The organism is Gallaecimonas kandeliae, from assembly GCF_030450055.1.
Taxonomy (GTDB): domain Bacteria; phylum Pseudomonadota; class Gammaproteobacteria; order Enterobacterales; family Gallaecimonadaceae; genus Gallaecimonas; species Gallaecimonas kandeliae.
The window spans coordinates 1,350,573-1,369,886 of record NZ_CP118480.1; the positions used below are offsets into that span (position 1 = coordinate 1,350,573).

Here is a 19,314-nt window from a genome sequence, read left to right on the forward strand (position 1 = left end):
TGTGCTAGACAGTAGCTAAGCCCTGCCTTGGTTGTCTGCCATGCCCCAGCCCCAAACACCCGAGTCATTCCAAGGCCTGTCCAGCCAGGAGGCCAAGGCTCGCCTCGAACGCCTGGGGCCCAATGCCCTGCCGGTGGCCCAGCGCCGCTCCCTCTTCTCGCTGCTGGCCGCGACCCTGCGCGAGCCCATCTTGCTGCTCCTGCTGGCCTGCGAACTCATCTATTTCATCCTGGGGGATACCCAGGAAGCCCTGGTGCTGCTGGGCTTCGTGGCGCTGATCCTGGCCATAGGCCTCTACCAGGAATGGAAGACGGAGCGCTCCCTGGACCGGCTGCGGGAGCTGTCCAGCCCCAGGGCCTTGGTGATCCGGGACGGCCAGCGCCAGCGCATCGCCGGCCAGGCGCTGGTGGAAGGGGATCTGCTGGTGCTGGCGGAAGGGGACAGGGTGGCCGCCGATGCCAGGCTCTGCCAAGGCGGCCGGCTCAGCCTCGACGAGTCTTTGCTGACCGGTGAGTCGCTGCCGGTGGCCAAGGACAAGGCCGGGGACAGCGTCTATGCCGGCACCCTGGTGGTGCAGGGCCAGGGGTTGGCCGAGGTGGTGGCGACGGGGGAGCGCAGCCAACTGGGGCTTATCGGCAAGTCCCTCCAGGCCCTGCCCCAGGAGGAGACGCCGCGGCAGAAGGAGACCCGGGCCATGGTGGCCAGGCTCAGCGGCCTCGCCATCGCCGTTTGCCTGCTGGTGGCGCTGCTCCACGGCCTTCGCAGCGGCGACTGGCTGCAGGGGCTGCTGGCCGGCCTGGCCCTGGCCATGGCCATTTTGCCCAACGAGATCCCCGTGGTGCTGGCCATCTTCCTGGCCCTGGGGGCCTGGCGCTTCTCCCGGCACAGGGTGCTGACCCGGCGGCTGGCGGTGGTGGAGGCCCTGGGGGCCATCACAGTGCTTTGTGTCGACAAGACAGGCACCCTGACCTTCAACCGCATGGCGGTGCGCCAGCTTAATCCCTTCCGGCAGGGCCGCTTTGTGCCCCTGGACCTGGACGAGCTCGGCGGCCAGGCCCTGCCGGAAGCGGTGCACGATCTCGTGGAGTTCGGCATCCTGGCCAGCCGCAAGGAGCCCTTCGACCCCATGGAGAAGGCGCTCAGGCAGCTGGGCCAGGAGCAGTTGGCCAGCACAGAGCACCTCCATGACGACTGGCGGCTTTGCCAGGAATATCCCTTGTCCAACGAGCTGCTGGCCATGTCCTGCGTCTGGGAGAGCGAAAACGGGGAGCTGCACCTGGCCGCCAAGGGCGCCCCCGAAGCCATCGCCTCTCTCTGCCACCTCGACAGGGACAGGCAGGCGCTGCTGGCCGGGCAGGTCCAGGCCATGGCGGCCTCCGGGCTGCGGGTACTGGGGGTGGCCAGGGGCCGGCAGAAGGCCGGGCGGCCCCAGCTCCACCCGGCCTTGCCGCAGTCGCGCCTGGGGGGGGACAGGCGGCTGCCGCTAGGCCAGCACGACTTCGAGTTCGAGTTCCTGGGCTTGGTGGGCCTTGCCGATCCCCTGCGCCCCAGCACTGCCCCGGCCTTGGCCCAGTGCCGCCAGGCGGGGATCCGGGTGCTGATGTTGACCGGGGACCATCCGGCCACCGCCCTCGAGGTGGCGAGGCAGGCGGGCCTGGCGGCAGGGGACATGCTGACCGGTGAAGAGCTGGCGGCGCTCAGCGACGAGGCACTGGCGAGCCGCCTCGAGGGGCTGGCCTTGGTGGCGCGGGTCATGCCGGAGCAGAAGCTGCGGCTGGTCCAGGCCCTCAAGGCGGCGGGAGAAGTGGTGGCCATGACAGGAGACGGCGTCAACGACGCCCCCGCCCTCAAGGCCGCCCATGTGGGTATCGCCATGGGCGAGCGGGGCACGGACGTGGCCAGGGAGGCGGCCGATCTGGTGCTGCTGGAGGACGATTTCCGCTCCATAGTGGCGGCCATAGCGCTCGGCCGGCGCGTCTTCGACAACCTGCGCAAGGCCATGGTCTATGTGCTGGCCGTCCACCTGCCGATCCTGGGCATGTCGCTGCTGCCGGTGCTGCTGGGCTGGCCCCTGGTGCTGCTGCCTGTCCATATCGCCTTTTTGCACCTGGTCATCGACCCCGCCTGCACATTGGTGTTCGAGGCCGAAGCCCCCGAGCCCGCCCTGATGCGCCGCCCGCCCCAGGCCCCCGGCGAGCCGCTGTTCGACAGATCCATGTTGGGGCTGGCGCTGGCGCAGGGGCTCAGTGTGCTGCTGATCCTGCTGGCGGTGTTCGCCACCGCCTTCTATTGGGGCCAAGGGGAGGCCGACGCCAGGGCCCTGGCCTTCACCACCCTGATCGTCGCCAACCTGGCCACCATAGTGGCCAACCGATCCTGGTCCAAGCCGCTGCATCAGACCCTGGGCCAGCCCAATGCCGCCCTCTGGTGGGTGCTGGGCGGCACCCTCTTGTTCCTGGCCCTGGTGCTCTACGTGCCGGCCCTGCGGACGCTGTTCAGCTTCTCGTTGCTCCATCCCCTGGATCTGTTGCTGAGCCTGGTGGCAGGGGGGCTTGGCCTGCTCTGGTTCGAGCTGCTCAAGCTCAGGCGCGCCTGAGTGGCGGCCCGGCGCCTTGGCCTTGCTCCGACCCTGGGCCTGTGTTTTGTTGTGGCCTGAACGACAACCAGGGAAAGCACCAATGGCCGTTGAAATCAAAGTCGCCGACTACCACAACCCCCAGGACGCCCAGGACCTGGGTTATCTCCTTGGCTGCTACGCCGCCGATCCCATGGGCGGCGGCGAGTCGCTGAGCGCTGAGCACCTGGCGGCCCTGCCGGCCAAGCTCGCCGAGCTGCCCTATGCCCTCAGCCTGCTCTGCCATGTGGACGGCAAGCCGGCGGGGCTGCTCAACGCCTTCGAGGGCTTTTCCACCTTCAAGGGCAAGCCCCTCTACAACATCCACGATCTGGTGGTGCTGGAAGCCTTCCGCGGCCAGGGTCTGAGCCTGCAACTGCTGGCTCGGCTCGAGGAGCTGGCCAAGGAAAAGGGCTGCTGCAAGCTGACCCTGGAGGTGCTGGAAGGCAACCAGCCGGCCCGCCAGGCCTACCTCAAGTTCGGCTTCGCCGGCTACGAGCTGGATCCGGCCATGGGCAAGGCGCTGTTCTGGCAAAAGCTCCTTTGAGGCGGCCTCTGGCCGTGGCAGAGTAGGGCTTTCAATTAAGGGGAAATCCTCATGGGAACCAACAGGTTGGAAGCCTTCAGCGACGGCGTCATCGCCATCCTTATCACCATAATGGTGCTGGAGATGAAGGTGCCCCATGGGGGGGATCTCAAGGCTTTGCTGCCGGTACTGCCGGTGTTCCTGAGCTATGTGCTGAGCTTCATCTACCTCGGCATCTACTGGAACAACCACCACCATATGCTGCACACGGTGGCGAGGGTGACTGGCCCCATGCTTTGGGCCAACCTGCACCTGCTGTTCTGGCTGTCCCTCATTCCCTTCGCCACCGGCTGGATGGGGGAGAACCACCTGGCGGCGGCTCCCACCGCCCTCTATGGCCTGGTGCTGCTGATGTGCGCCGTCGCCTACTTCATCCTCCAGGGCCTCATCATCCGCAGCCAGGGGCCGGATTCGGTATTGAAAAAGGCCATTGGCCGGGATTGGAAAGGCAAACTGTCCACCTTGTTTTACATGGTAGGCATAGGGGGCGCCTTCTGGCACTGCGAGCTGGCGGTGGCTTGCTATGTGCTGGTGGCCCTGCTCTGGCTAGCGCCGGATCAGCGCATAGAGCGGACCCTGACCCAGCAGGGTTGAAACAACCCGATGGTAAATTAGCAGAAATGTAACAACTCCAGGCGTGTCACATTTTTACAAAAGTCAGGGTGCCTTGCTTGCTGTAGGATAGGCCACCACAAAATTGCAGCAGGCAGGTGAGCGTCGTGTTGAAGGTGATGAGGGTATTGGTGCTGGCCACCCTGATGACAGGTTGCGCCCAGCAACAGGTGACGAGCTGGCAGGCCCAGGATCCCCAGGCGGTGGCGCAGGTGATGGTGCTGGTGGCCGGGGTCCAGCCGGAGCAGCGCCTGGCTTTGGAGCAGGAATTTGCCGCCAGCCTCAGCCGCCAGGGTATAGCGGCCAGCGCTTGTGGCGACAAGGCCCTGGCCCTGGTGGAGCAGGGCCAGGGCTTTCAGTTGGCCAAGCTGCTCAAGAAGCGCGGCGTCAGCCACACCCTGCTGATCTCCCTCAAACCCCAGGACCATGCCGACAAGGGCGACAGGCCAGCCCCCTACCAGTTCGCCCCCCTGTGGGTAGCCTCGTCGGCCTTGCTCCAGGCCGCCGACAAGGCCAAGGGAGCCGAGCCCCTGGCCTGGCAGTTCAGCCTCTACGAGGTGGCCAGCAGCCGTCTCATATGGGCCAGCAGGCCCCAACGGGGGCAGAGCGAACCGGCCCTGGCGGATGCCCTTGCCACGCAGTGGCGCGCCGGCAGCCTGCTTTGACCATAAAGGGGCCTAGGCTCCTCTTCTGTTGGTAAAAAGGCCCCAGGGCCCGCCCGCTCTTGTTAAGCTGTCGCCAGGGTTTTTCAAGGCAAGACAACCATGTGTGAAATGCTTGGCATGAGTGCCAACGTGCCGACCGACATCTGCTTCAGCTTTGCCGGCCTTATCAAACGCGGCGGCGCCACGGGCCCCCATAAGGACGGCTGGGGCATCACCTTCTACGAGGGCAAGGGCTGCCGGACCTTCAAGGATCCAGAGGCGTCCCACCAGTCGCCCATAGCCGGCTTCCTCAAGGACTATCCCATCAAGAGCTGCGCCGTGGTCTCCCATATCCGCCAGGCCAACAGGGGCAAGGTGGGGCTGGAGAACACCCATCCCTTCACCCGTGAGCTTTGGGGCCGCAACTGGACCTTTGCCCACAACGGCCAACTGAGCGGCTACCAGGGCCTGGCAACAGGCACCAGCATCCCCGTCGGCCAGACCGATTCAGAGAAGGCCTTCTGCCACCTGCTGCACCGCATCCGTGAGCGCTTCCCGGACGGGCCGCCGGCGCGGCAACAGACCTTCTGGCGCTTCGTGGCCCGAGTGGCGGACGAGCTGCGGGCCCTGGGGGTCTTCAACATGCTGCTCAGCGACGGCCATTACCTGATGGCCTATTGCAGCAACAACCTGCACTGGCTGACCCGGCGCGCCCCATTCGGGGCGGCCAAGCTCATCGACGAAGACATGGAAGTGGATTTCGGGGCCCTGACCACCCCGGACGACGTGGTGACGGTGATCGCCACCCGGCCCCTGACGGTGGGGGAGCCCTGGGCCGCCATGGCCCCGGGGCAATACGTGGTGTTCAAGCTGGGGGAGGTCTACTTCAGGGGGCCTTAGGGGCAGTTGCAGGGGCGGCCGCAGGTTCGGCCCTCGGCATCTTGGGCCCGCCGTGGTACTCGGCCAGCACCAGTTCCATCTGTTCCACCCCGTCCTTGGCCTGCCAGAGCCTGACCAGGCTGTAGTTGAGGCTGGGGGCCAGCCAGAAGATGGTCTGGCGGCTGGAGTTCTTGCCGCGCACCCGCTCCACCCTCAGGGTATCCAGCTCCCCGTAAGGGGTCTTGATGCGCTCTTCCCCGGCCACCTTGAAGTGGTAGTCCTTCTCCTTGAGCCCTTGGACTATGTGGTAACTGACGTCCTGCTTGCCGGCGGCGATATCCAGGGCCAGTTGCTGCTGGTAGGAGAGGGGATCGTAGAAGGTGCCTTCGATATTGATGCCGGCGCCGCCGCTGCGCACCGTATGGCCGTCAGTGGTCTGGCTGGAGCTGTCGTCAGGGCCTGTGCCGGTGCGCTTGTAGCTGTAACGCAGGGACTGGACCTGGCCGTCCTGGACCTTGAAGGAGGCTTCCTCCGAGCGCTGGTCGGTGAAGATCAGCCAGCGCAGATCCGAGGCGTTCTTGAGGACATAGGTATCGCCGTCCTGCTCCAGGCTGCGGCTGCCCATGCCCAGGGTCTTGCCTTTGCGCAGTACCTTGTAGATGGCGTCGTAGCTGGAGAGGGGGGAAGCGGCAACCGGCAGCGCGAGCAGCGCTGCCAGCGCCAGGGGGATCAATTGATTGCGTAACCGCATGGCGGTAAAACCTGTCCGTCAAGCCAGGCCCTACCTTCGCCCATTTGCAACCTGCCGTCAACGAACCAGCCGCATACCAGGGGGTAGAGGATGTGTTCCTGCCGGTGCACCTTCTGGGCCAGGCTGTCGGCGTCGTCACCCGCTTCTATGGCCACTTTGGCCTGGGCTATGACGGGGCCGCCGTCCAGCTCGGCGGTGACGAAATGCACTGACACCCCGTGCTCGGCGTCGCCTTCGTCCAGGGCCCGCTGATGGGTATGCAAGCCCTTGTATTTGGGGAGCAGCGAGGGGTGGATGTTGAGCAGTCGGCCTTCGAAGGCACCGACAAAGACGGGCGTGAGGATGCGCATAAAGCCGGCCAGCACCACCAGATCGGGCTCGAAGCCGTTGACGGCCTCGACCAGGGCGGCATCGTAGCTTTCCCTGTCACCAAAGCCTTTGTGGCTGAGCACCAGGGTCTCGATACCGGCCTTGGCGGCCCTTTCCAGGCCGTAGGCATCGCCCTTGTTGGAGACGACGCCCACCACCTGGGCCTGGAGGTTGCCTGCGCTGCAGGCGTCGATGATCGCCTGCAGGTTGGAGCCACTACCGGAGATCAGGACGACAATACGCTTCAATGGATCTCTACCGCTTTGTCGCCGTCGTTACGCGCCGCTATGGTGCCGATGTGCCAGGGCTTCTCGCCCTGTTGTTCCAGCACGGCCAGGGCTTCTTCCAGTTGGGAGGCGGGCACTACCAGCACCATGCCGACGCCGCAGTTGAAGGTGCGGTACATCTCTTCGCGGGTGACGTTGCCTTCGGCTTGCAGCCAGTTGAAGATGGCCGGCCACTGCCAGGAAGCTTCGTTGACCACGGCCTTGGCGCTGTCCGGCAGGACGCGGGGAATGTTTTCCCAGAAGCCGCCGCCGGTGATGTGGGACAGGGCCTTGACGCGCACCTTGCGGATGAGCTCCAGCACCGGCTTGACGTAGATGCGGGTGGGTTCCAGCAGCAGGTCAGCCAAGGGCTTACCGTCGACGAGGGTGTCGGCGCTGGCACCGGCCACTTCGACGATCTTGCGCACCAGGGAGTAGCCGTTGGAGTGCGGGCCTGAGGAGGGCAGGGCGATCAGGGCGTCGCCTTCGTCCACGCCGGAGCCGTCGATGATCTTGGACTTTTCCACCACGCCGACGCAGAAGCCGGCCAGGTCGTAGTCGTCACCTTCGTACATGCCGGGCATCTCGGCCGTCTCGCCACCGATGAGGGCGCAGCCGGACTGCTCACAGCCCTGGCCTATGCCGGCCACCACTTGGGCTGCGACGTCCACGTCCAGCTTGCCGGTGGCGTAGTAGTCGAGGAAGAACAGCGGCTCGGCGCCTTGGACTATGAGGTCGTTGACGCACATGGCCACCAGGTCGATGCCGACGCCGTCGTGGCGGTTCCAGTCCAGGGCCAGGCGCAGCTTGGTGCCGACGCCGTCGGTACCGGCCACCAGTACCGGCTCTTGATAGCCGGTCGGGATCTGGCAGAGGGCGCCAAAGCCGCCCAGGCCCCCCATGACTTCGGGGCGGCTGGTGCGGCGGGCCACACCTTTGATCCTTTCTACCAGGGCGTTGCCTGCATCGATGTCTACACCGGCGTCTTTATAGGACAGGGACGTGCGTTTTTCGCTCATCGTCTTCCTCTAGGGATGTTGGGGGGATTTTGGCGGGGCGTATTGTAGCCGGGCCGGGCCTAAGTTGAAACGTTTTCCTGGCGGCTTTTTCCTTTGCCCGCCCGGCAGGCGGCAGGTAAAATCGATGAGTTTTTTGCCAGCTGAAAAGGAAGCGCCATGAAGATCAGTGAAGTCAAACACCCCCTGGTCCAGCACAAGCTGGGCCTGATGCGTGAAGCCGACATCAGCACCAAGCGCTTTCGCGAGCTGGCCGCCGAAGTGGGCAGCCTGCTGACCTACGAAGCCACCAAGGACTTCGAGCTGGAAACCGTCACCATCCATGGCTGGAACGGCCCCGTCGAGGTGCAACAGCTCAAGGGCAAGAAGGTGACGGTGGTGCCCATCCTTCGCGCCGGCATGGGCATGCTGGACGGGGTGCTGGAGCTGATCCCCTCTGCCCGGGTGTCTGTGGTGGGCATGTACCGCAACGAGGAAACCCTGGAGCCCGTGCCTTACTTCGAGAAGCTCTGCAAGGATCTGCCGGAGCGGGTGGCCCTGGTCATAGACCCCATGCTGGCCACAGGCGGCACCATGGTGGCCACCCTGGATCTCTTGAAGCAACGCGGTTGCCAGCACATCAAGGTGCTGGTGCTGGTGGCGGCCCCCGAGGGCATCAAGGCCCTGGAAGAGGCCCACCCCGACGTGGAGCTTTATACAGCGGCCATCGACTCGCACCTCAACGAGCACGGCTACATCATCCCCGGCCTCGGTGACGCCGGCGACAAGATCTTCGGCACCAAGTGATCCCGCCCGGCCCCAGGCCGGGTTTTTTCCATCCAGAGGACTGCTCCATGACTTCCCTGCCCCCCGGCCACCACCGCATCGACAGCCTGCCGAAAAGGGCGCTGATCGGTGCCCAGATGCTGTTCGTGGCCTTCGGCGCCCTGGTGCTGATGCCGCTGCTGACCGGCCTCGACCCCAACGTCGCCTTCTTTACCGCAGGCCTCGGCACCCTGCTGTTCCAGCTCATCACAGGCCGCCTGGTGCCGGTGTTCCTGGCCTCCAGCTTCGCTTTCATAGCCCCTGTGATCATGGGCACCCAGCAGTTCGGCCTGCCCGCCACCCTGGGGGGCCTGGCCGCCTGCGGCCTGGTCTACGTGGCCCTGGCGAGCCTGGTCAAGCTGCGGGGCGTGGCCGTCATAGAGCGGCTGCTGCCCCCTGTGGTAGTGGGGCCCATCATCATCGTCATCGGCCTGTCCCTGGCAGGTATCGGCGTCAATATGGCGATGGGCAAGACAGGGGACGGCGCCAAGGTGCTGGTGCCGGCCGGCCAGGCGCTGCTGGTCTCCATGAGCGCCCTGGTCACCACCTTGGCGGTGGCGACCCTGGCCAAGGGCATCTTCAAGCTCATTCCCATCATCGCCGGCATAGTGGTCGGTTATGGCCTGTCGTTGATGCTCGGCATCGTCTCTTTTGACGCCATTAAGGCGGCGCCCTGGCTGGCCATGCCCCATTTCACGGCACCGGAATTTCGCTGGGACGCCATCCTCTGGATGCTGCCCGTCGCCCTGGCCCCGGCCATAGAACACGTGGGTGACGTGCTGGCCATCGGCTCGGTCACAGGCCGCGACTACCTGCAAAAGCCCGGCCTGCATCGCACCCTGCTGGGGGATGGCCTGGCCACGACCCTGGCCGCCTGTTTCGGCGGCCCGCCCAACACCACCTATTCGGAGGTGACAGGCGCCGTGACCCTGACCCGCAGCTTCGACCCGCGCATCATGACCTGGTCGGCCATCTTCGCCATAGTGCTGGCCTTCGTCGGCAAGCTGGGAGCGGCGCTGCAATCCATCCCCTCCGTGGTGATGGGCGGCATCATGGTGCTGCTGTTCGGCTCCATCGCCTCGGTGGGCATCAATACCCTGGTGCGCTCCCGGGTGGACTTGAGCCAGTCCCGCAACCTGGTGATCTGCTCAGTGGTGCTGGTGTTCGGCATCGGCGGCATGGTGATCAGCCTGGGGAGCTTTACCTTGCAGGGGATCAGCCTCTGTGCCCTGGTGGCCATACTGCTGAACCTGGTATTACCCAGGGATCAGGTCAGGTCTTGAGTCAGGGGGGGCCTGCCCCTATGATCCCCCTATTCGCGGTACGGAGAACCCCATGAGAGCCACCCTTTTTGCTTGCCTTGCCCTGCTGAGCACCCAACTGCCGGCGGTGCAGGTCGAGGATCTGTACCGCAGCCAGGTGCAGGTGCCCAGCCAGACGGAAGCGGCGCGCAGCACTGCCCTGAAGACGGCCCTGGCCCAGACCCTGGTGCGGGTCACCGGCAACGGCGCCGCGGCCAGCAACCCGGCCCTGGCCGATCTGCTGAGTGATCCCAGCCCCTTTCTGCTGTCCTACCGCTACGAGCAGGACAAGGACGGCCTGACCCTCTATGCCGCCTTCGACAAGCGCCCCCTGGAACAGGCCATCTGGCAGCGGGGCCTGGCAGTCTGGGGCGCCGACAGGCCCACCACCCTGTTGTGGGTGGCCCAGGAGCAGGACGGCAAGCGCGATCTGGTGAGCGACGCCTCCAACCCGGCCCTGGCCAAGGTGCTGGTGGACGAAGGCAAGGCGCGGGGCCTGCCGCTGCTGCTGCCGCTCTGGGATCTCGACGACAAGCTCAAGCTGGACGTGCTGGACGTCTGGGGGCGTTTTCGCGAGCCGGTGGCCGACGCCTCCAGCCGCTACCAGGCGCCCCAGTTCCTGATGGCCAAGGTCAGCGCCGAAGGCAATGGCTTTGTGGCCGACTGGCAACTGGCCGGCAATGTGGCAGCCAGCGGCCAGGGCCAGGGGGCCAGCCCCGGCGATGCCCTCAAGGCCATGGTGGACGAGCTGGCCGACCAGCTTGCCGACAGCCTGGCGGTCAAGGGCCAGCTCTCGGCCAACCTCACCCAGCTGACCCTGGTGGGGGTAGGGCGTTCCGCCGACTACCTGGCGGCCCTCGACGAACTCAAGGCCCTGCCGCTGGTGGCCGATGCCAGCGTTACCGCCGTCAACCAAGGCCAGGTGACCTTCAGCCTGCAATTGCGGGGCGATGAAGGCCAGCTCAACCAGGCCCTGGCCCTGAGCCGCCATTTCGAGGCCGGCCCAGACGGCCAGTACCATTACGTGAACCGCTGAGGACCAAGCGTGCAGTTACCCCTTGCCGTCCAGCTACCTGACGACGAGACCTTTGTCAGTTTCTACCCCGGCGACAACGCCCAACTGGTGGCGGCGGTGAAGAACGCCGCCCGCGCCGAAGGGAAAAGGGTGCTCTACCTCTGGGGCAAGGGCATGAGCGGCCGCAGCCACCTGCTGCACGCCGCCTGTGCCCTGGCCGCCGAGCGCGGCGCCGCCGCCGCCTACCTGCCGTTGAAGGCCCGTGACCAGATGGCCCCGGCCATGCTCGAAGGCATGGAGAAGCTGGCCCTGGTCTGCATCGACGACGTCGGCGCCATCGCCGGCGACAACCCCTGGGAGAGCCAGGTGTTCGACCTCTACAACAGGGTGCTGGAAACCCGGGACGGGGCCCACCTGGTGATCACCGCCGAGGCGCCGCCCCAGCAGTTGGGCCTGGAACTGGCGGATCTGGTCTCCCGCCTCGACTGGGGGGTCACCTACCAGCTCCAGCCCCTGGACGACGAAGGCAAGCTGGCCGCCCTGCAGTTGCGGGCCGGGCTGCGCGGCTTCACCTTGCCGGATGACGTGGGCCGCTTCCTGCTGAACCGGCTGTCGAGGGACATGCGTTCTCTCTTCGAGGCCCTGGACGCCCTGGACAGGGCCTCCATCGCCGCCCAGCGCAAGCTGACCATTCCTTTTGTGAAGCAGGCGCTGCAGCTCTGAGGTTTCAGGAGCCCGGGACAGGGCTCCTACATGGCCGCCCAGCGCAAGCTGACCATTCCCTTTGTGAAGCAAGCCTTGCAGCTCTAATTTTCCCAATAAAAAAGGGGGCCGGATGGCCCCCTTTTTTATGTGCCAGTGTCAGGCGGCGCCCTTGATGGCGTCCTTGAAGATGGCGCTGAATTCGCTGGCGTCCAGGGAGGCACCGCCCACCAGGGCGCCGTCCACGTCGTCCATCATGAACAGGGAGCGGGCGTTGCTGGCCTTGACCGAGCCGCCGTAGAGGATGCGCAGGGCGTCGCTATGGGCCTTGTCCTGGGCCGCCACCTGGGCGCGGATGAAGGCGTGGACCTTCTGGGCGTCGATAGGGCTGGCGGCCTGGCCTGAGCCTATGGCCCAGACCGGCTCGTAGGCCACGACGGCGTCTTCGAAGCTCTTGCGGCCGCAGCGCTTTACCACCGCTTGCAGCTGGTGGCCTATGACGTCCTGGGTTTCGCCGTTGTTGCGCTCGGCCTGGGTCTCGCCGACGCAGAGCACAGGGGTGAGGCCGGCTTCTTTGACGGCTTCGAACTTGCGGGCCACCAGTTCGTCGGTCTCATGGTGCAGGGCGCGGCGCTCGGAATGGCCCACCAGCACGTAACGGACCCCGAATTCCTTGAGCATGTCGGGGGAGACTTCCCCGGTGAAGGCGCCTTGGCGGTTGAAGTCGATGTTTTGGGCGCCGAGGGCGATGTTGCTGTAGCGCAGCAAGCGTTCGGCCTGGCCCATGAAGATCACCGGCGGGCAGACGGCCACTTCGACCCCTTCCACCTCGTTGGCCGTGACCATCAGTTCGACCAGCAGTTTTTCGACGGAAGCCTTGGTACCGTGCAGCTTCCAGTTTCCCATCACCAGAGGACGACGCATTCCGGGTGATCTCCTTTCCTGTAGGGTTTGTTCATTATTATCGGGGCGAGAGGATACCACAGCTTAAAGCAGCGCTTGCCGCCATTGGCCGTTTTTGAGGCTGGCCGCGAAGGCGTCGCTCAGGCGGTTGCCGGCGTCGATGACGGCCTGCCAGTAAGCGATGCGCTCCTGGTCGCTGAAGCGCTCGAAGTCCTTGCGGTCGGAGATCTTGCCATGGGGCAGGCTTGCCACCAACTCGGGGGAGGGCGCCACCATCACCACCTTGTCGTAATGGGCCGCCTTGGCCTTGCGCCACTTGAGGCCCTTGTCGAACCAGCCCGGTATGGCCTGGGGGTAGAAGTGGGGGTAGAGCACCAGGCCCTTTGGCTCCAGGGGCAGGTCGAAGTGGTAGTCGAGGATGCCGCCGTCCCTGTGCAGGCCGTGGCGGCTGCCGTCCAGGCGCACCCCTTCCAGCACCAGGGGTATGGCGCCCGTGGCCTCCAGGGCCAGGGGCAGGTTCTGCTCGGTAAGCCGCAGATATTCGGTGGGCAGATCGGCCGTGCCCAGCCAGGCCGGCGCCTCGCCATTGTGGAAGACGGCGCGGCCGAAAAAGAGGCCGAGGGCCTTGCGGTGCAGCAGGTTGCCGAAGGCGGCCAGGCCCAGGCCCAGCAGCTGGGGCCCCTTGCGCTCGCTCTTCAGGAGCCCCTTGCAGCCGGCGGTGATGAGGTGCAGCCGCTTTTGTTCGTTACCTATGATGTCGCCGGCCCCTTGGCTGCCCAGCAGGGTAGCGACCATGGCGCGGCTGGAATCGGAGATGGCCTTGGGGCTGGCGTCATCGGCGTGAGAAAGATGATGGTAGAAGTCGCGAAAGCGCTCTATGGCCGCCACGGAGTCGCCGCAGGCATGGGCCGCCATGCGCCAGCCTCCCACAGAGGTGCCCAGCAGATCCAACCGCTGTCCCTTGAAAAAATCCCCGGCCAGGAAGCGGTCCAGCCCCGACAGCACGAACCACTTAGGGCCACCTGAGGCGCCGAGCAGGGTGGAGAACTGGGCGGCGTCGAAGCCGTCCTTTAACAGTTGGGCCCGGGCGCTGGCGCCGGCCTTGATCACGAAGGGCAGGGACATGGCAAAGCAAAAGACAGTGGAAACTGGGGGCAAGGATGCCAAAGGCCGGCGCCAGCGACAACGGCTTTGACAAGGGAGTCTTCATCAGTTAGATATCTAATTGATATCAATTCAAGGAGTGAGTCATGAAAGAGATCCGTCGCAACCCTGCCTCCGGCTACCTGATGCTGGTGGTGCTGCCTGCCCTGATGCTGGTTTCATTGCTGGTGTTGGTGGGCGTCAACATCGGCCTGGTGAAGGTGCTGGCAGCGTTGCTGTTGCTGTGCAGTGTCATCAGCCTGGGGGGCTTTTTCATGGTGGCCCCCAACGAGGCCAAGGTGCTGCAGCTGTTCGGCTCCTATGTGGGCACAGCCGTCAGCCCCGGGCTGCGCTGGGCCAACCCCTTCTATTCCAAGAAGCGGGTGTCGCAGCGGGTGCGCAATTTCGACAGCGACAAGCTCAAGGTCAACGACCATGCCGGCAACCCCATAGAGATAGCGGCCGTGGTGGTATGGCGGGTGGTGGACACCTACGAGGCGGTGTTCGAGGTGGACGACTTCGAGGACTTCGTCTCCATCCAGTCCGAGGCGGCTGTCAGGAACCTGGCCAGCTCCTACCCCTATGACCAGCACCAGGAAGGGGAGGTGGCACTGCGCAGCCACACCCAGGACATCGCCGAGAAGCTCAAGGTCGAGATCCAGGACCGCCTGGACAAGGCCGGGGTGGAAGTCATAGAGGCGCGCATTTCCCACCTGGCCTATGCGCCGGAAATCGCCTCGGCCATGCTGCGCCGCCAGCAGGCCGCCGCCATAGTGGCCGCCCGTTCCCAACTGGTGGAAGGGGCCGTGTCCATGGTGCATATGGCCCTCAGCGAACTCAAGGAACAGGGGGTGGTGGAGCTGGACGAGGAGCGCAAGGCGGTGATGGTCTCCAACCTGCTGGTGGTGCTCTGCGGCGAGAGCCATACCCAGCCGGTGGTCAACGCCGGCAGCCTCTACTGAGCCATGGCCAAGAAAGCCTATCCCCTGCGCATCGACGAACAGGTACTGGCCGCCCTGCAAGGCTGGGCGGACGACGAGCTGCGCTCTTTGAATGCCCAGATAGAATATGTGCTGCGCCAGGCCCTCTATGCCCAGGGCCGGCTGAGGCCCCCCAAGCCCAAGGTGGTGGAAGACAAGGAATGAAAAAGGCGGCCCAGGCCGCCTTTTTCACAAGTCCAGCAACTCGGGTGCCGGCAGCCCCAGGGCCTTGGCCAACTGGGCCGTGCTCTCAAAGAGATCCACTTTGCCTAGATGCTGGGCCAGCACCAGGCGGCTGGCCTGCCAGGGCAGGCCCTCCATGGCGGCCAGGATCAGCGCCGCCTGCAAAGGCGGCAGGCTGGGGTTGTAGGCGGCGTTCTCCAGGTAGCTTCCGGTCACCAGCCGCTCGCCCATCTGCAAGGCTACCCCAGCGGCGGTGCCGCTGTAGGGGCTGTGGCTGTGGCTGGCGGCCTGGGCCGCCGCCTGGTGCAGAGGATCGGCGCTGGTGGCGGCAAGACTCAGGTTGGTGGGGCCCAGCAGCCGCTGGGGCTTATCCAAGTCCCAGGGGCCGAAGGCGTCCGGCAGGTAGTCCTTCAGGGTCAGGGCAGGGCGGCCCGGCAGCAGCACCCGCAGGCTCAACTCTTCGTCTATCTCGCTCATGAACTGGCGGCAGTGGCCACAGGGGCTGTAGTTGACGGCCAGGGTGCTGAGCCGGGTTTCACCGGCTTGGCGGGCATGGGTGATGGCGCATTGCTCGGCGTGGATGGTCATGGCCAGGGTGGCGCCGGCAAATTCCTGGTTGGCGCCGAAGTACCAGCTGCCGCTGGCCCCCGCCACTATGGCACCCACATAGAACTCGGAAATGCCGGGGTGGGCGAAGCAGCGGGCCAGGGGCAGCAGGGCCAGCATCAGCTGGTCGCCGTCCAGGCCGCTCAGGGCTTGCCAGGCTGCTATCTCATCCGGGGCCAGCCGGGCCGCGAAGGGCCGGCGGTCCAGCCATTGGCGCACCGGGTTTTGCAGCCCAGACGGCAAAAGCGGCAATGAAGCCGCCAACAACTCTTTGTTCATCAAAAATCAAGCCTTGGTCAATTCGTTGCCGCTGCGTCGGCCTTGCCCGAAGGCGTCGAGGTTGTCGACGGTGGTGCGCGCTATGGCGCTTAAGGCTTCCTGGGTGAAGTAACCCTGGTGGCCTGTGATCACCACGTTGGGGAAGGTGAGCAGCCGCTGGAACACATCATCGGGGATGATGGCGTTGGAGAGATCCTCGAAGAAAAGGTCCCCCTCTTGTTCGTACACGTCCAGTCCCAGGTAGCCCAGCTGCCCTGACTTGAGGGCTGCTATGGCCGCCTGGGTGTCCAGTAGAGCACCTCGGCTGGTATTGATCAACATCACACCCTGCTTCATCAGGGCCAGGCTGTCGGCGTCGATGAGGTGGCGGCTGTCCGGGGTCAGGGGCAGGTGCAGGCTGACGATGTCGGCCTGGGGCAGGGCCTGCTCCAGGGGCAGGTAGCGGCCGCCCAGGGCCTCGAAGGCCGGGTTGGGCCTTGGGTCCACGGCCAGCAGCCGGCAGCCGAAGCCGGCCAGGATACGGGCCGTGGCCAGGCCGATGGCGCCGGTGCCAATGAGGGCCGCCGTCTTGCCGTGGAGGTTGAAGCCCAGCAGCCCCTCCAGGCTGAAGTTGTTTTCGCGCACCCGATTGTAGGCCCTGTGCAGGCGGCGGTTGAGCATCAGCATCAGGGCCACGGCGTGTTCGGCCACCGCCTCCGGGCTGTAGGCCGGCACCCTGGCCACCCGCAGGCCCAAGCGGTCGGCGGCATTGAGATCCAGGTTGTTGTAGCCGGCACAGCGCAGGGCGACCATGGTCACACCGGCCTCTTTGAGTTTTTCGAGGACGGGGGCGGAGAGGTCGTCGTTGACGAAGGCGCAGACGGCCTGGCAACCGGCGGCGAGGCTCGCCGTCAGGGCGTCCAGGCGGGGTTCGAGGAAGTGCCAGTCGATGGCACCCTTGGCTGCCTCGAGGGACGCCTTGTCATAGGGCTTGCTGGAAAATACCGCGACTTTCATGTCATCCACTCCGTGAGTAAGGGCACCAGCAGCGGGGCTAGCAGTGCCGTCAAAATGCCGCAAAGGCTGAGGGCCAGGCTGGAGAAGGCGGCCGCTTCCGGGCTTTCCTCTACCATCCGCGCCGTGCCCACCGCATGGGCAGCGCAGCCCATGGCAAGGCCTCTCGCTTCGGGGCTTTTGACCCCGGCCTTGTCCAAGATCCAGGGGCCCAGTACGGCCCCCGCTATGCCGGCCAGGATCACCAGCACCGCCGTCAGGGGGGCTATGCCGCCCAGTTTCTGGCTGACCCCCATGGCGATGGGGGTAGTGACGGCCTTGGGCGCCAGGGACAGGGCCACCGTCTTGTCGGCGCCAAGGGCCCAGGCCAGCAACACCGTCAGCGTCAGGGCCAGCAGCACCCCCAGCAGCAGGGTCACCAGCAGGGCCTTCCACTGGGCGCGGATCAGCGCCAGTTGCTGGTAGAGGGGGTAGGCCAGGGCCACCACGGCCGGCTCCAGGAATAAGTTGATAAAGCGCCCGCCCGCCATGTAGCGCTCGTAGGGGATATGGCAATAGATCAGCAGCGGCACCAGGCAGGCGATGGCCAGCAGCACCGGGTTCAGCAGTGGGCTTTTCACCTTGGCTTGCAGGGTGCGAAAGCCCCAGTAGAGCGCCAGGGTCAGGGCCAGCAGGGCGGTTTCAATCATGGGGCTGCCTCCGCTGATGCCAGGTACCCACCGCCAGGATCAGTAGCCAGGTGGAGAGCAGGGTGGTGCCCAGCAGGGCCAGGGCATGGCTGCTGATGAGGTCCAGGTAGTTCATCAGCCCCACCCCGGCCGGGATGAAAAGCAGCGTCATGTGGCGCAGCAGGGGCGTGACGAAGGGGCTGACCCAGTGGCCCTTGACGAGGCCAGAGGATAGGGCCAGGAACAGCAGCAGCATGCCGATGATGCTGCCCGGTATGGGCAAATGGCTGAGGTAAACCAGCCCCTTACCCAGGTAGAGGCAGCTGAAAAGAATGAGGACGGCCCGCAACAGCTTCATTACATGATTGAAATGCAGGGGATTTTGTGGGCATTTTATCACGCATCCCCAAGGCCTGTAGCCTAAGTGCCCCATTTTTGACCTATGGCAAATAACCCTTCCTACCTTCTCGCCCTCGACTGCGGCACCCAGTCGGTCCGTGCCCTGCTGTTTGACCGGGAGGGCCAGCTGCTGGCCAAGCGCCAGCAAGCCTTTCAGCCGCCTTTCTACCAGGGCCCGGGCGGCAGCGCCGAGCTGGAGGCGCAGCATTTCTGGCAAGCCCTCTGCCAGGCCAGCAAGGGCCTGCTCAGGGAAACCGGCATAGACCCCAAGGCCATAGCGGGGGCGGCCCTCACCACCCAGCGTGGCACCCTGCTGCACCTGGACGGTGAGGGCCAGCCCCTGCGCCCGGCCATCATCTGGCCTGACCGGCGCCGCGCCAGCCAGTTGCCGGCCATCCCCTGGCATTGGCGCCTGGCGCTGATGGCGGCAGGGCAACTGGGCACAGTGCGCCATTTCCAGGCCGAGGCCGAGATCAACTGGGTGGCCCAGCATGAGCCCAGGGTCCATGCCGAGGCCAAGAAGGTGGGGCTGCTCTCTGCCTGGCTGACCCTCAAGCTCACCGGCCAGTACCGGGATTCGGTGGCTTCCCAGGTCGGCTTCTTGCCCTTTTCCTATCGCCGCCAGGCCTGGGCCGAGCCTTGGGACTGGAAGTGGCAGGCCCTCAAGGTACGCCGTGACCAGCTTCCCGAACTGGTGGCGCCTTGCCAATTGCTGGGGGAGCTGAGCCTGGACGCCGCCGAGGCCACTGGCCTGCCGGCGGGCCTCAAGCTCTTCGCCGCCGGCGGCGACAAGCAGGCAGAAGTGCTGGGGGCCGGGGTGGCCGGCGAGGAACTGGCCTCCATCAGCCTCGGCACCACCGCCACCATCACAGGCCTCAGCCACAAGTACAAAGAGGCGGTGCGTTTCCTGCCGCCATACCCGGCCCTGGTGCCCGGGGCCTATTGCCTGGAGGTGCAGCTCAACCGCGGCTTCTGGTTGCTGCGCTGGTTGCTGCAGGAATTCGGGGAGGTGGAGACCCAGGCGGCCAAGGCCGAGGCCAGGGCGGCGGAGGAGATCGTCGAGGAGCTGATCAGCGCCGTGCCGCCGGGCTCGGACGGCCTGGTCTTCGACCCCCATATGGCGCCCGGCGTCATCTACCCCGGGCCCGAAGCCCGCGGCGCCTTGGTGGGCCTGACCGACGGCCATAGCCGTGCCCATCTCTACCGGGCCCTGATCGAAGGCATCGCCTACGCCCTCAAGGCCGGCAAGGACAGGCTGGAAAAAGCCAAGGGCCAGGCCTTTAGCGGCATCCGGGTGTCGGGGGGCGGCAGCCAGTCGGATACCGTGATGCAGATCCTCGCCGACGTGCTGGGCCAGCCCGTCAGCCGGCCCCATACCTTCGAGGCCTCGGGCCTGGGGGCGGCCATGGCGGCGGCCGTGGGCCTGGGTTGGTATCCGGACATGGCGGCGGCCGGCGAGGCCATGTGCCACCAGGGCCAATGCTTTTGGCCGCAGCCTGAGCACCAGCGGACTTACCAGCGCCTCTACCAAGAGATTTATAAGCCGATTTATGGCAAGCTCAGGCCCCTCTACAAGCGGCTCCTCAACTGGAAGGATTGAA

The 19,314-nt window shown here is 65.7% G+C and carries 21 protein-coding genes; 12 read left to right on the forward strand and 9 right to left on the reverse strand.

Annotated elements, in window-relative coordinates:
* Positions 1-40 precede the first annotated feature (40 nt).
* The 5 genes from PVT67_RS06605 (at position 41) to PVT67_RS06625 (ending at position 5,356) form a co-directional block, all read left to right on the forward strand.
* A complete protein-coding gene (locus PVT67_RS06605) occupies positions 41-2,596 on the forward strand; it encodes a cation-translocating P-type ATPase (protein WP_301499098.1) in 2,556 nt (851 codons plus the stop codon).
* A gap of 82 nt (positions 2,597-2,678) precedes the next feature.
* Positions 2,679-3,161: a GNAT family N-acetyltransferase gene (locus PVT67_RS06610; protein ID WP_301499100.1), complete on the forward strand. Its 483-nt coding sequence runs from the start codon at positions 2,679-2,681 to the stop codon at positions 3,159-3,161.
* Positions 3,162-3,212: 51 nt separating this feature from the next.
* Positions 3,213-3,794, forward strand: a complete 582-nt coding sequence (locus tag PVT67_RS06615) for a TMEM175 family protein (RefSeq protein ID WP_301499102.1) — start codon at positions 3,213-3,215, stop codon at positions 3,792-3,794.
* 116 nt (positions 3,795-3,910) lie between these two features.
* A complete protein-coding gene (locus tag PVT67_RS06620; protein ID WP_301499104.1) occupies positions 3,911-4,477 on the forward strand; it encodes a hypothetical protein in 567 nt (188 codons plus the stop codon).
* A gap of 99 nt (positions 4,478-4,576) precedes the next feature.
* Positions 4,577-5,356, forward strand: a complete 780-nt coding sequence (locus PVT67_RS06625; protein WP_301499106.1) for a class II glutamine amidotransferase — start codon at positions 4,577-4,579, stop codon at positions 5,354-5,356.
* Here PVT67_RS06625 and PVT67_RS06630 read toward each other — a convergent pair.
* Genes PVT67_RS06630 through purM form a run of 3 tightly spaced genes read right to left on the reverse strand, consistent with a single transcriptional unit; the run spans position 5,343 to position 7,740 of the window.
* On the reverse strand, positions 5,343-6,086 hold the full coding sequence (locus PVT67_RS06630; RefSeq protein WP_301499108.1) for a DUF3108 domain-containing protein: 744 nt from the start codon (positions 6,084-6,086) through the stop codon (positions 5,343-5,345). The two genes, PVT67_RS06625 and PVT67_RS06630, sit on opposite strands and share 14 nt — an antisense overlap.
* A complete protein-coding gene (gene purN / locus PVT67_RS06635) occupies positions 6,065-6,703 on the reverse strand; it encodes a phosphoribosylglycinamide formyltransferase (protein ID WP_301499110.1) in 639 nt (212 codons plus the stop codon). The genes PVT67_RS06630 and purN overlap by 22 nt, the downstream gene beginning before the upstream one ends.
* Positions 6,700-7,740 carry a phosphoribosylformylglycinamidine cyclo-ligase gene (purM, locus tag PVT67_RS06640; protein ID WP_301499111.1) on the reverse strand — a complete coding sequence of 347 codons (1,041 nt, stop codon included), beginning with the start codon at positions 7,738-7,740 and terminating at the stop codon, positions 6,700-6,702. The genes purN and purM overlap by 4 nt, the downstream gene beginning before the upstream one ends.
* A gap of 156 nt (positions 7,741-7,896) precedes the next feature.
* On the opposite strand from purM, the gene upp reads away from it, so the two are divergent.
* Genes upp through hda form a run of 4 tightly spaced genes read left to right on the forward strand, consistent with a single transcriptional unit; the run spans position 7,897 to position 11,580 of the window.
* The gene (gene upp / locus PVT67_RS06645) at positions 7,897-8,523 is read left to right on the forward strand and encodes a uracil phosphoribosyltransferase (protein ID WP_301499113.1); all 627 of its coding nucleotides are present in this window, start codon (positions 7,897-7,899) and stop codon (positions 8,521-8,523) included.
* 47 nt (positions 8,524-8,570) lie between these two features.
* Entirely contained in the window at positions 8,571-9,824 is a 1,254-nt protein-coding gene (locus PVT67_RS06650; RefSeq protein ID WP_301499115.1) for a uracil-xanthine permease family protein, read from the forward strand.
* A gap of 52 nt (positions 9,825-9,876) precedes the next feature.
* Complete coding sequence (locus tag PVT67_RS06655; protein WP_301499117.1) at positions 9,877-10,878, forward strand: DUF2066 domain-containing protein; 1,002 nt, start codon at positions 9,877-9,879, stop codon at positions 10,876-10,878.
* A gap of 9 nt (positions 10,879-10,887) precedes the next feature.
* Positions 10,888-11,580, forward strand: coding sequence for a DnaA inactivator Hda (gene hda, locus PVT67_RS06660; protein ID WP_301499119.1), 693 nt, complete (start codon positions 10,888-10,890; stop codon positions 11,578-11,580).
* A 138-nt stretch (positions 11,581-11,718) separates the two neighbouring features.
* Here hda and tpiA read toward each other — a convergent pair whose 3' ends face one another.
* Together tpiA and PVT67_RS06670 are read right to left on the reverse strand one after the other, a co-directional pair.
* On the reverse strand, positions 11,719-12,483 hold the full coding sequence (tpiA, locus tag PVT67_RS06665) for a triose-phosphate isomerase (RefSeq protein WP_301499121.1): 765 nt from the start codon (positions 12,481-12,483) through the stop codon (positions 11,719-11,721).
* A gap of 63 nt (positions 12,484-12,546) precedes the next feature.
* Positions 12,547-13,587, reverse strand: a complete 1,041-nt coding sequence (locus PVT67_RS06670) for a patatin-like phospholipase family protein (RefSeq protein ID WP_301499124.1) — start codon at positions 13,585-13,587, stop codon at positions 12,547-12,549.
* 125 nt (positions 13,588-13,712) lie between these two features.
* On the opposite strand from PVT67_RS06670, the gene PVT67_RS06675 reads away from it, so the two are divergent.
* Together PVT67_RS06675 and PVT67_RS06680 are read left to right on the forward strand one after the other, a co-directional pair.
* Positions 13,713-14,567, forward strand: a complete 855-nt coding sequence (locus tag PVT67_RS06675; protein ID WP_301499125.1) for an SPFH domain-containing protein — start codon at positions 13,713-13,715, stop codon at positions 14,565-14,567.
* A 3-nt stretch (positions 14,568-14,570) separates the two neighbouring features.
* Positions 14,571-14,750 carry a type II toxin-antitoxin system antitoxin gene (locus tag PVT67_RS06680; protein ID WP_301499126.1) on the forward strand — a complete coding sequence of 60 codons (180 nt, stop codon included), beginning with the start codon at positions 14,571-14,573 and terminating at the stop codon, positions 14,748-14,750.
* 24 nt (positions 14,751-14,774) lie between these two features.
* Here the strand turns inward: PVT67_RS06680 and cdd are convergent, their stop codons facing one another.
* Genes cdd through PVT67_RS06700 form a run of 4 tightly spaced genes read right to left on the reverse strand, consistent with a single transcriptional unit; the run spans position 14,775 to position 17,672 of the window.
* On the reverse strand, positions 14,775-15,653 hold the full coding sequence (gene cdd / locus PVT67_RS06685; RefSeq protein WP_301499127.1) for a cytidine deaminase: 879 nt from the start codon (positions 15,651-15,653) through the stop codon (positions 14,775-14,777).
* Positions 15,654-15,659: 6 nt separating this feature from the next.
* Positions 15,660-16,649: a 2-hydroxyacid dehydrogenase gene (locus PVT67_RS06690; protein WP_301499128.1), complete on the reverse strand. Its 990-nt coding sequence runs from the start codon at positions 16,647-16,649 to the stop codon at positions 15,660-15,662.
* Positions 16,646-17,335: an LrgB family protein gene (locus PVT67_RS06695; RefSeq protein ID WP_301499129.1), complete on the reverse strand. Its 690-nt coding sequence runs from the start codon at positions 17,333-17,335 to the stop codon at positions 16,646-16,648. Before PVT67_RS06695 ends, PVT67_RS06690 begins: the two co-directional genes overlap by 4 nt.
* Positions 17,328-17,672, reverse strand: a complete 345-nt coding sequence (locus tag PVT67_RS06700; protein WP_301499130.1) for a CidA/LrgA family protein — start codon at positions 17,670-17,672, stop codon at positions 17,328-17,330. Before PVT67_RS06700 ends, PVT67_RS06695 begins: the two co-directional genes overlap by 8 nt.
* A gap of 84 nt (positions 17,673-17,756) precedes the next feature.
* On the opposite strand from PVT67_RS06700, the gene PVT67_RS06705 reads away from it, so the two are divergent.
* Positions 17,757-19,313, forward strand: a complete 1,557-nt coding sequence (locus tag PVT67_RS06705; protein ID WP_301499131.1) for an FGGY-family carbohydrate kinase — start codon at positions 17,757-17,759, stop codon at positions 19,311-19,313.
* The last annotated feature ends 1 nt before the right edge of the window (position 19,314 follow it).

Excerpts from the sequence above, each read along its gene's own strand:
- PVT67_RS06605 (WP_301499098.1), top strand. The coding sequence starts at position 41 with ATGCCCCAGCCCCAAACACCCGAGTCATTCCAAGGCCTGTCCAGCCAG.
- PVT67_RS06610 (WP_301499100.1), top strand. The coding sequence starts at position 2,679 with ATGGCCGTTGAAATCAAAGTCGCCGACTACCACAACCCCCAGGACGCC.
- PVT67_RS06615 (WP_301499102.1), top strand. The coding sequence starts at position 3,213 with ATGGGAACCAACAGGTTGGAAGCCTTCAGCGACGGCGTCATCGCCATC.
- PVT67_RS06625 (WP_301499106.1), top strand. The coding sequence starts at position 4,577 with ATGTGTGAAATGCTTGGCATGAGTGCCAACGTGCCGACCGACATCTGC.
- PVT67_RS06630 (WP_301499108.1), bottom strand. The coding sequence starts at position 6,086 with ATGCGGTTACGCAATCAATTGATCCCCCTGGCGCTGGCAGCGCTGCTC.
- purM (WP_301499111.1), bottom strand. The coding sequence starts at position 7,740 with ATGAGCGAAAAACGCACGTCCCTGTCCTATAAAGACGCCGGTGTAGAC.
- upp (WP_301499113.1), top strand. The coding sequence starts at position 7,897 with ATGAAGATCAGTGAAGTCAAACACCCCCTGGTCCAGCACAAGCTGGGC.
- PVT67_RS06650 (WP_301499115.1), top strand. The coding sequence starts at position 8,571 with ATGACTTCCCTGCCCCCCGGCCACCACCGCATCGACAGCCTGCCGAAA.
- PVT67_RS06655 (WP_301499117.1), top strand. The coding sequence starts at position 9,877 with ATGAGAGCCACCCTTTTTGCTTGCCTTGCCCTGCTGAGCACCCAACTG.
- tpiA (WP_301499121.1), bottom strand. The coding sequence starts at position 12,483 with ATGCGTCGTCCTCTGGTGATGGGAAACTGGAAGCTGCACGGTACCAAG.
- PVT67_RS06670 (WP_301499124.1), bottom strand. The coding sequence starts at position 13,587 with ATGTCCCTGCCCTTCGTGATCAAGGCCGGCGCCAGCGCCCGGGCCCAA.
- PVT67_RS06675 (WP_301499125.1), top strand. The coding sequence starts at position 13,713 with ATGAAAGAGATCCGTCGCAACCCTGCCTCCGGCTACCTGATGCTGGTG.
- PVT67_RS06680 (WP_301499126.1), top strand. The coding sequence starts at position 14,571 with ATGGCCAAGAAAGCCTATCCCCTGCGCATCGACGAACAGGTACTGGCC.
- cdd (WP_301499127.1), bottom strand. The coding sequence starts at position 15,653 with ATGAACAAAGAGTTGTTGGCGGCTTCATTGCCGCTTTTGCCGTCTGGG.
- PVT67_RS06690 (WP_301499128.1), bottom strand. The coding sequence starts at position 16,649 with ATGAAAGTCGCGGTATTTTCCAGCAAGCCCTATGACAAGGCGTCCCTC.
- PVT67_RS06695 (WP_301499129.1), bottom strand. The coding sequence starts at position 17,335 with ATGATTGAAACCGCCCTGCTGGCCCTGACCCTGGCGCTCTACTGGGGC.
- PVT67_RS06700 (WP_301499130.1), bottom strand. The coding sequence starts at position 17,672 with ATGAAGCTGTTGCGGGCCGTCCTCATTCTTTTCAGCTGCCTCTACCTG.
- PVT67_RS06705 (WP_301499131.1), top strand. The coding sequence starts at position 17,757 with ATGGCAAATAACCCTTCCTACCTTCTCGCCCTCGACTGCGGCACCCAG.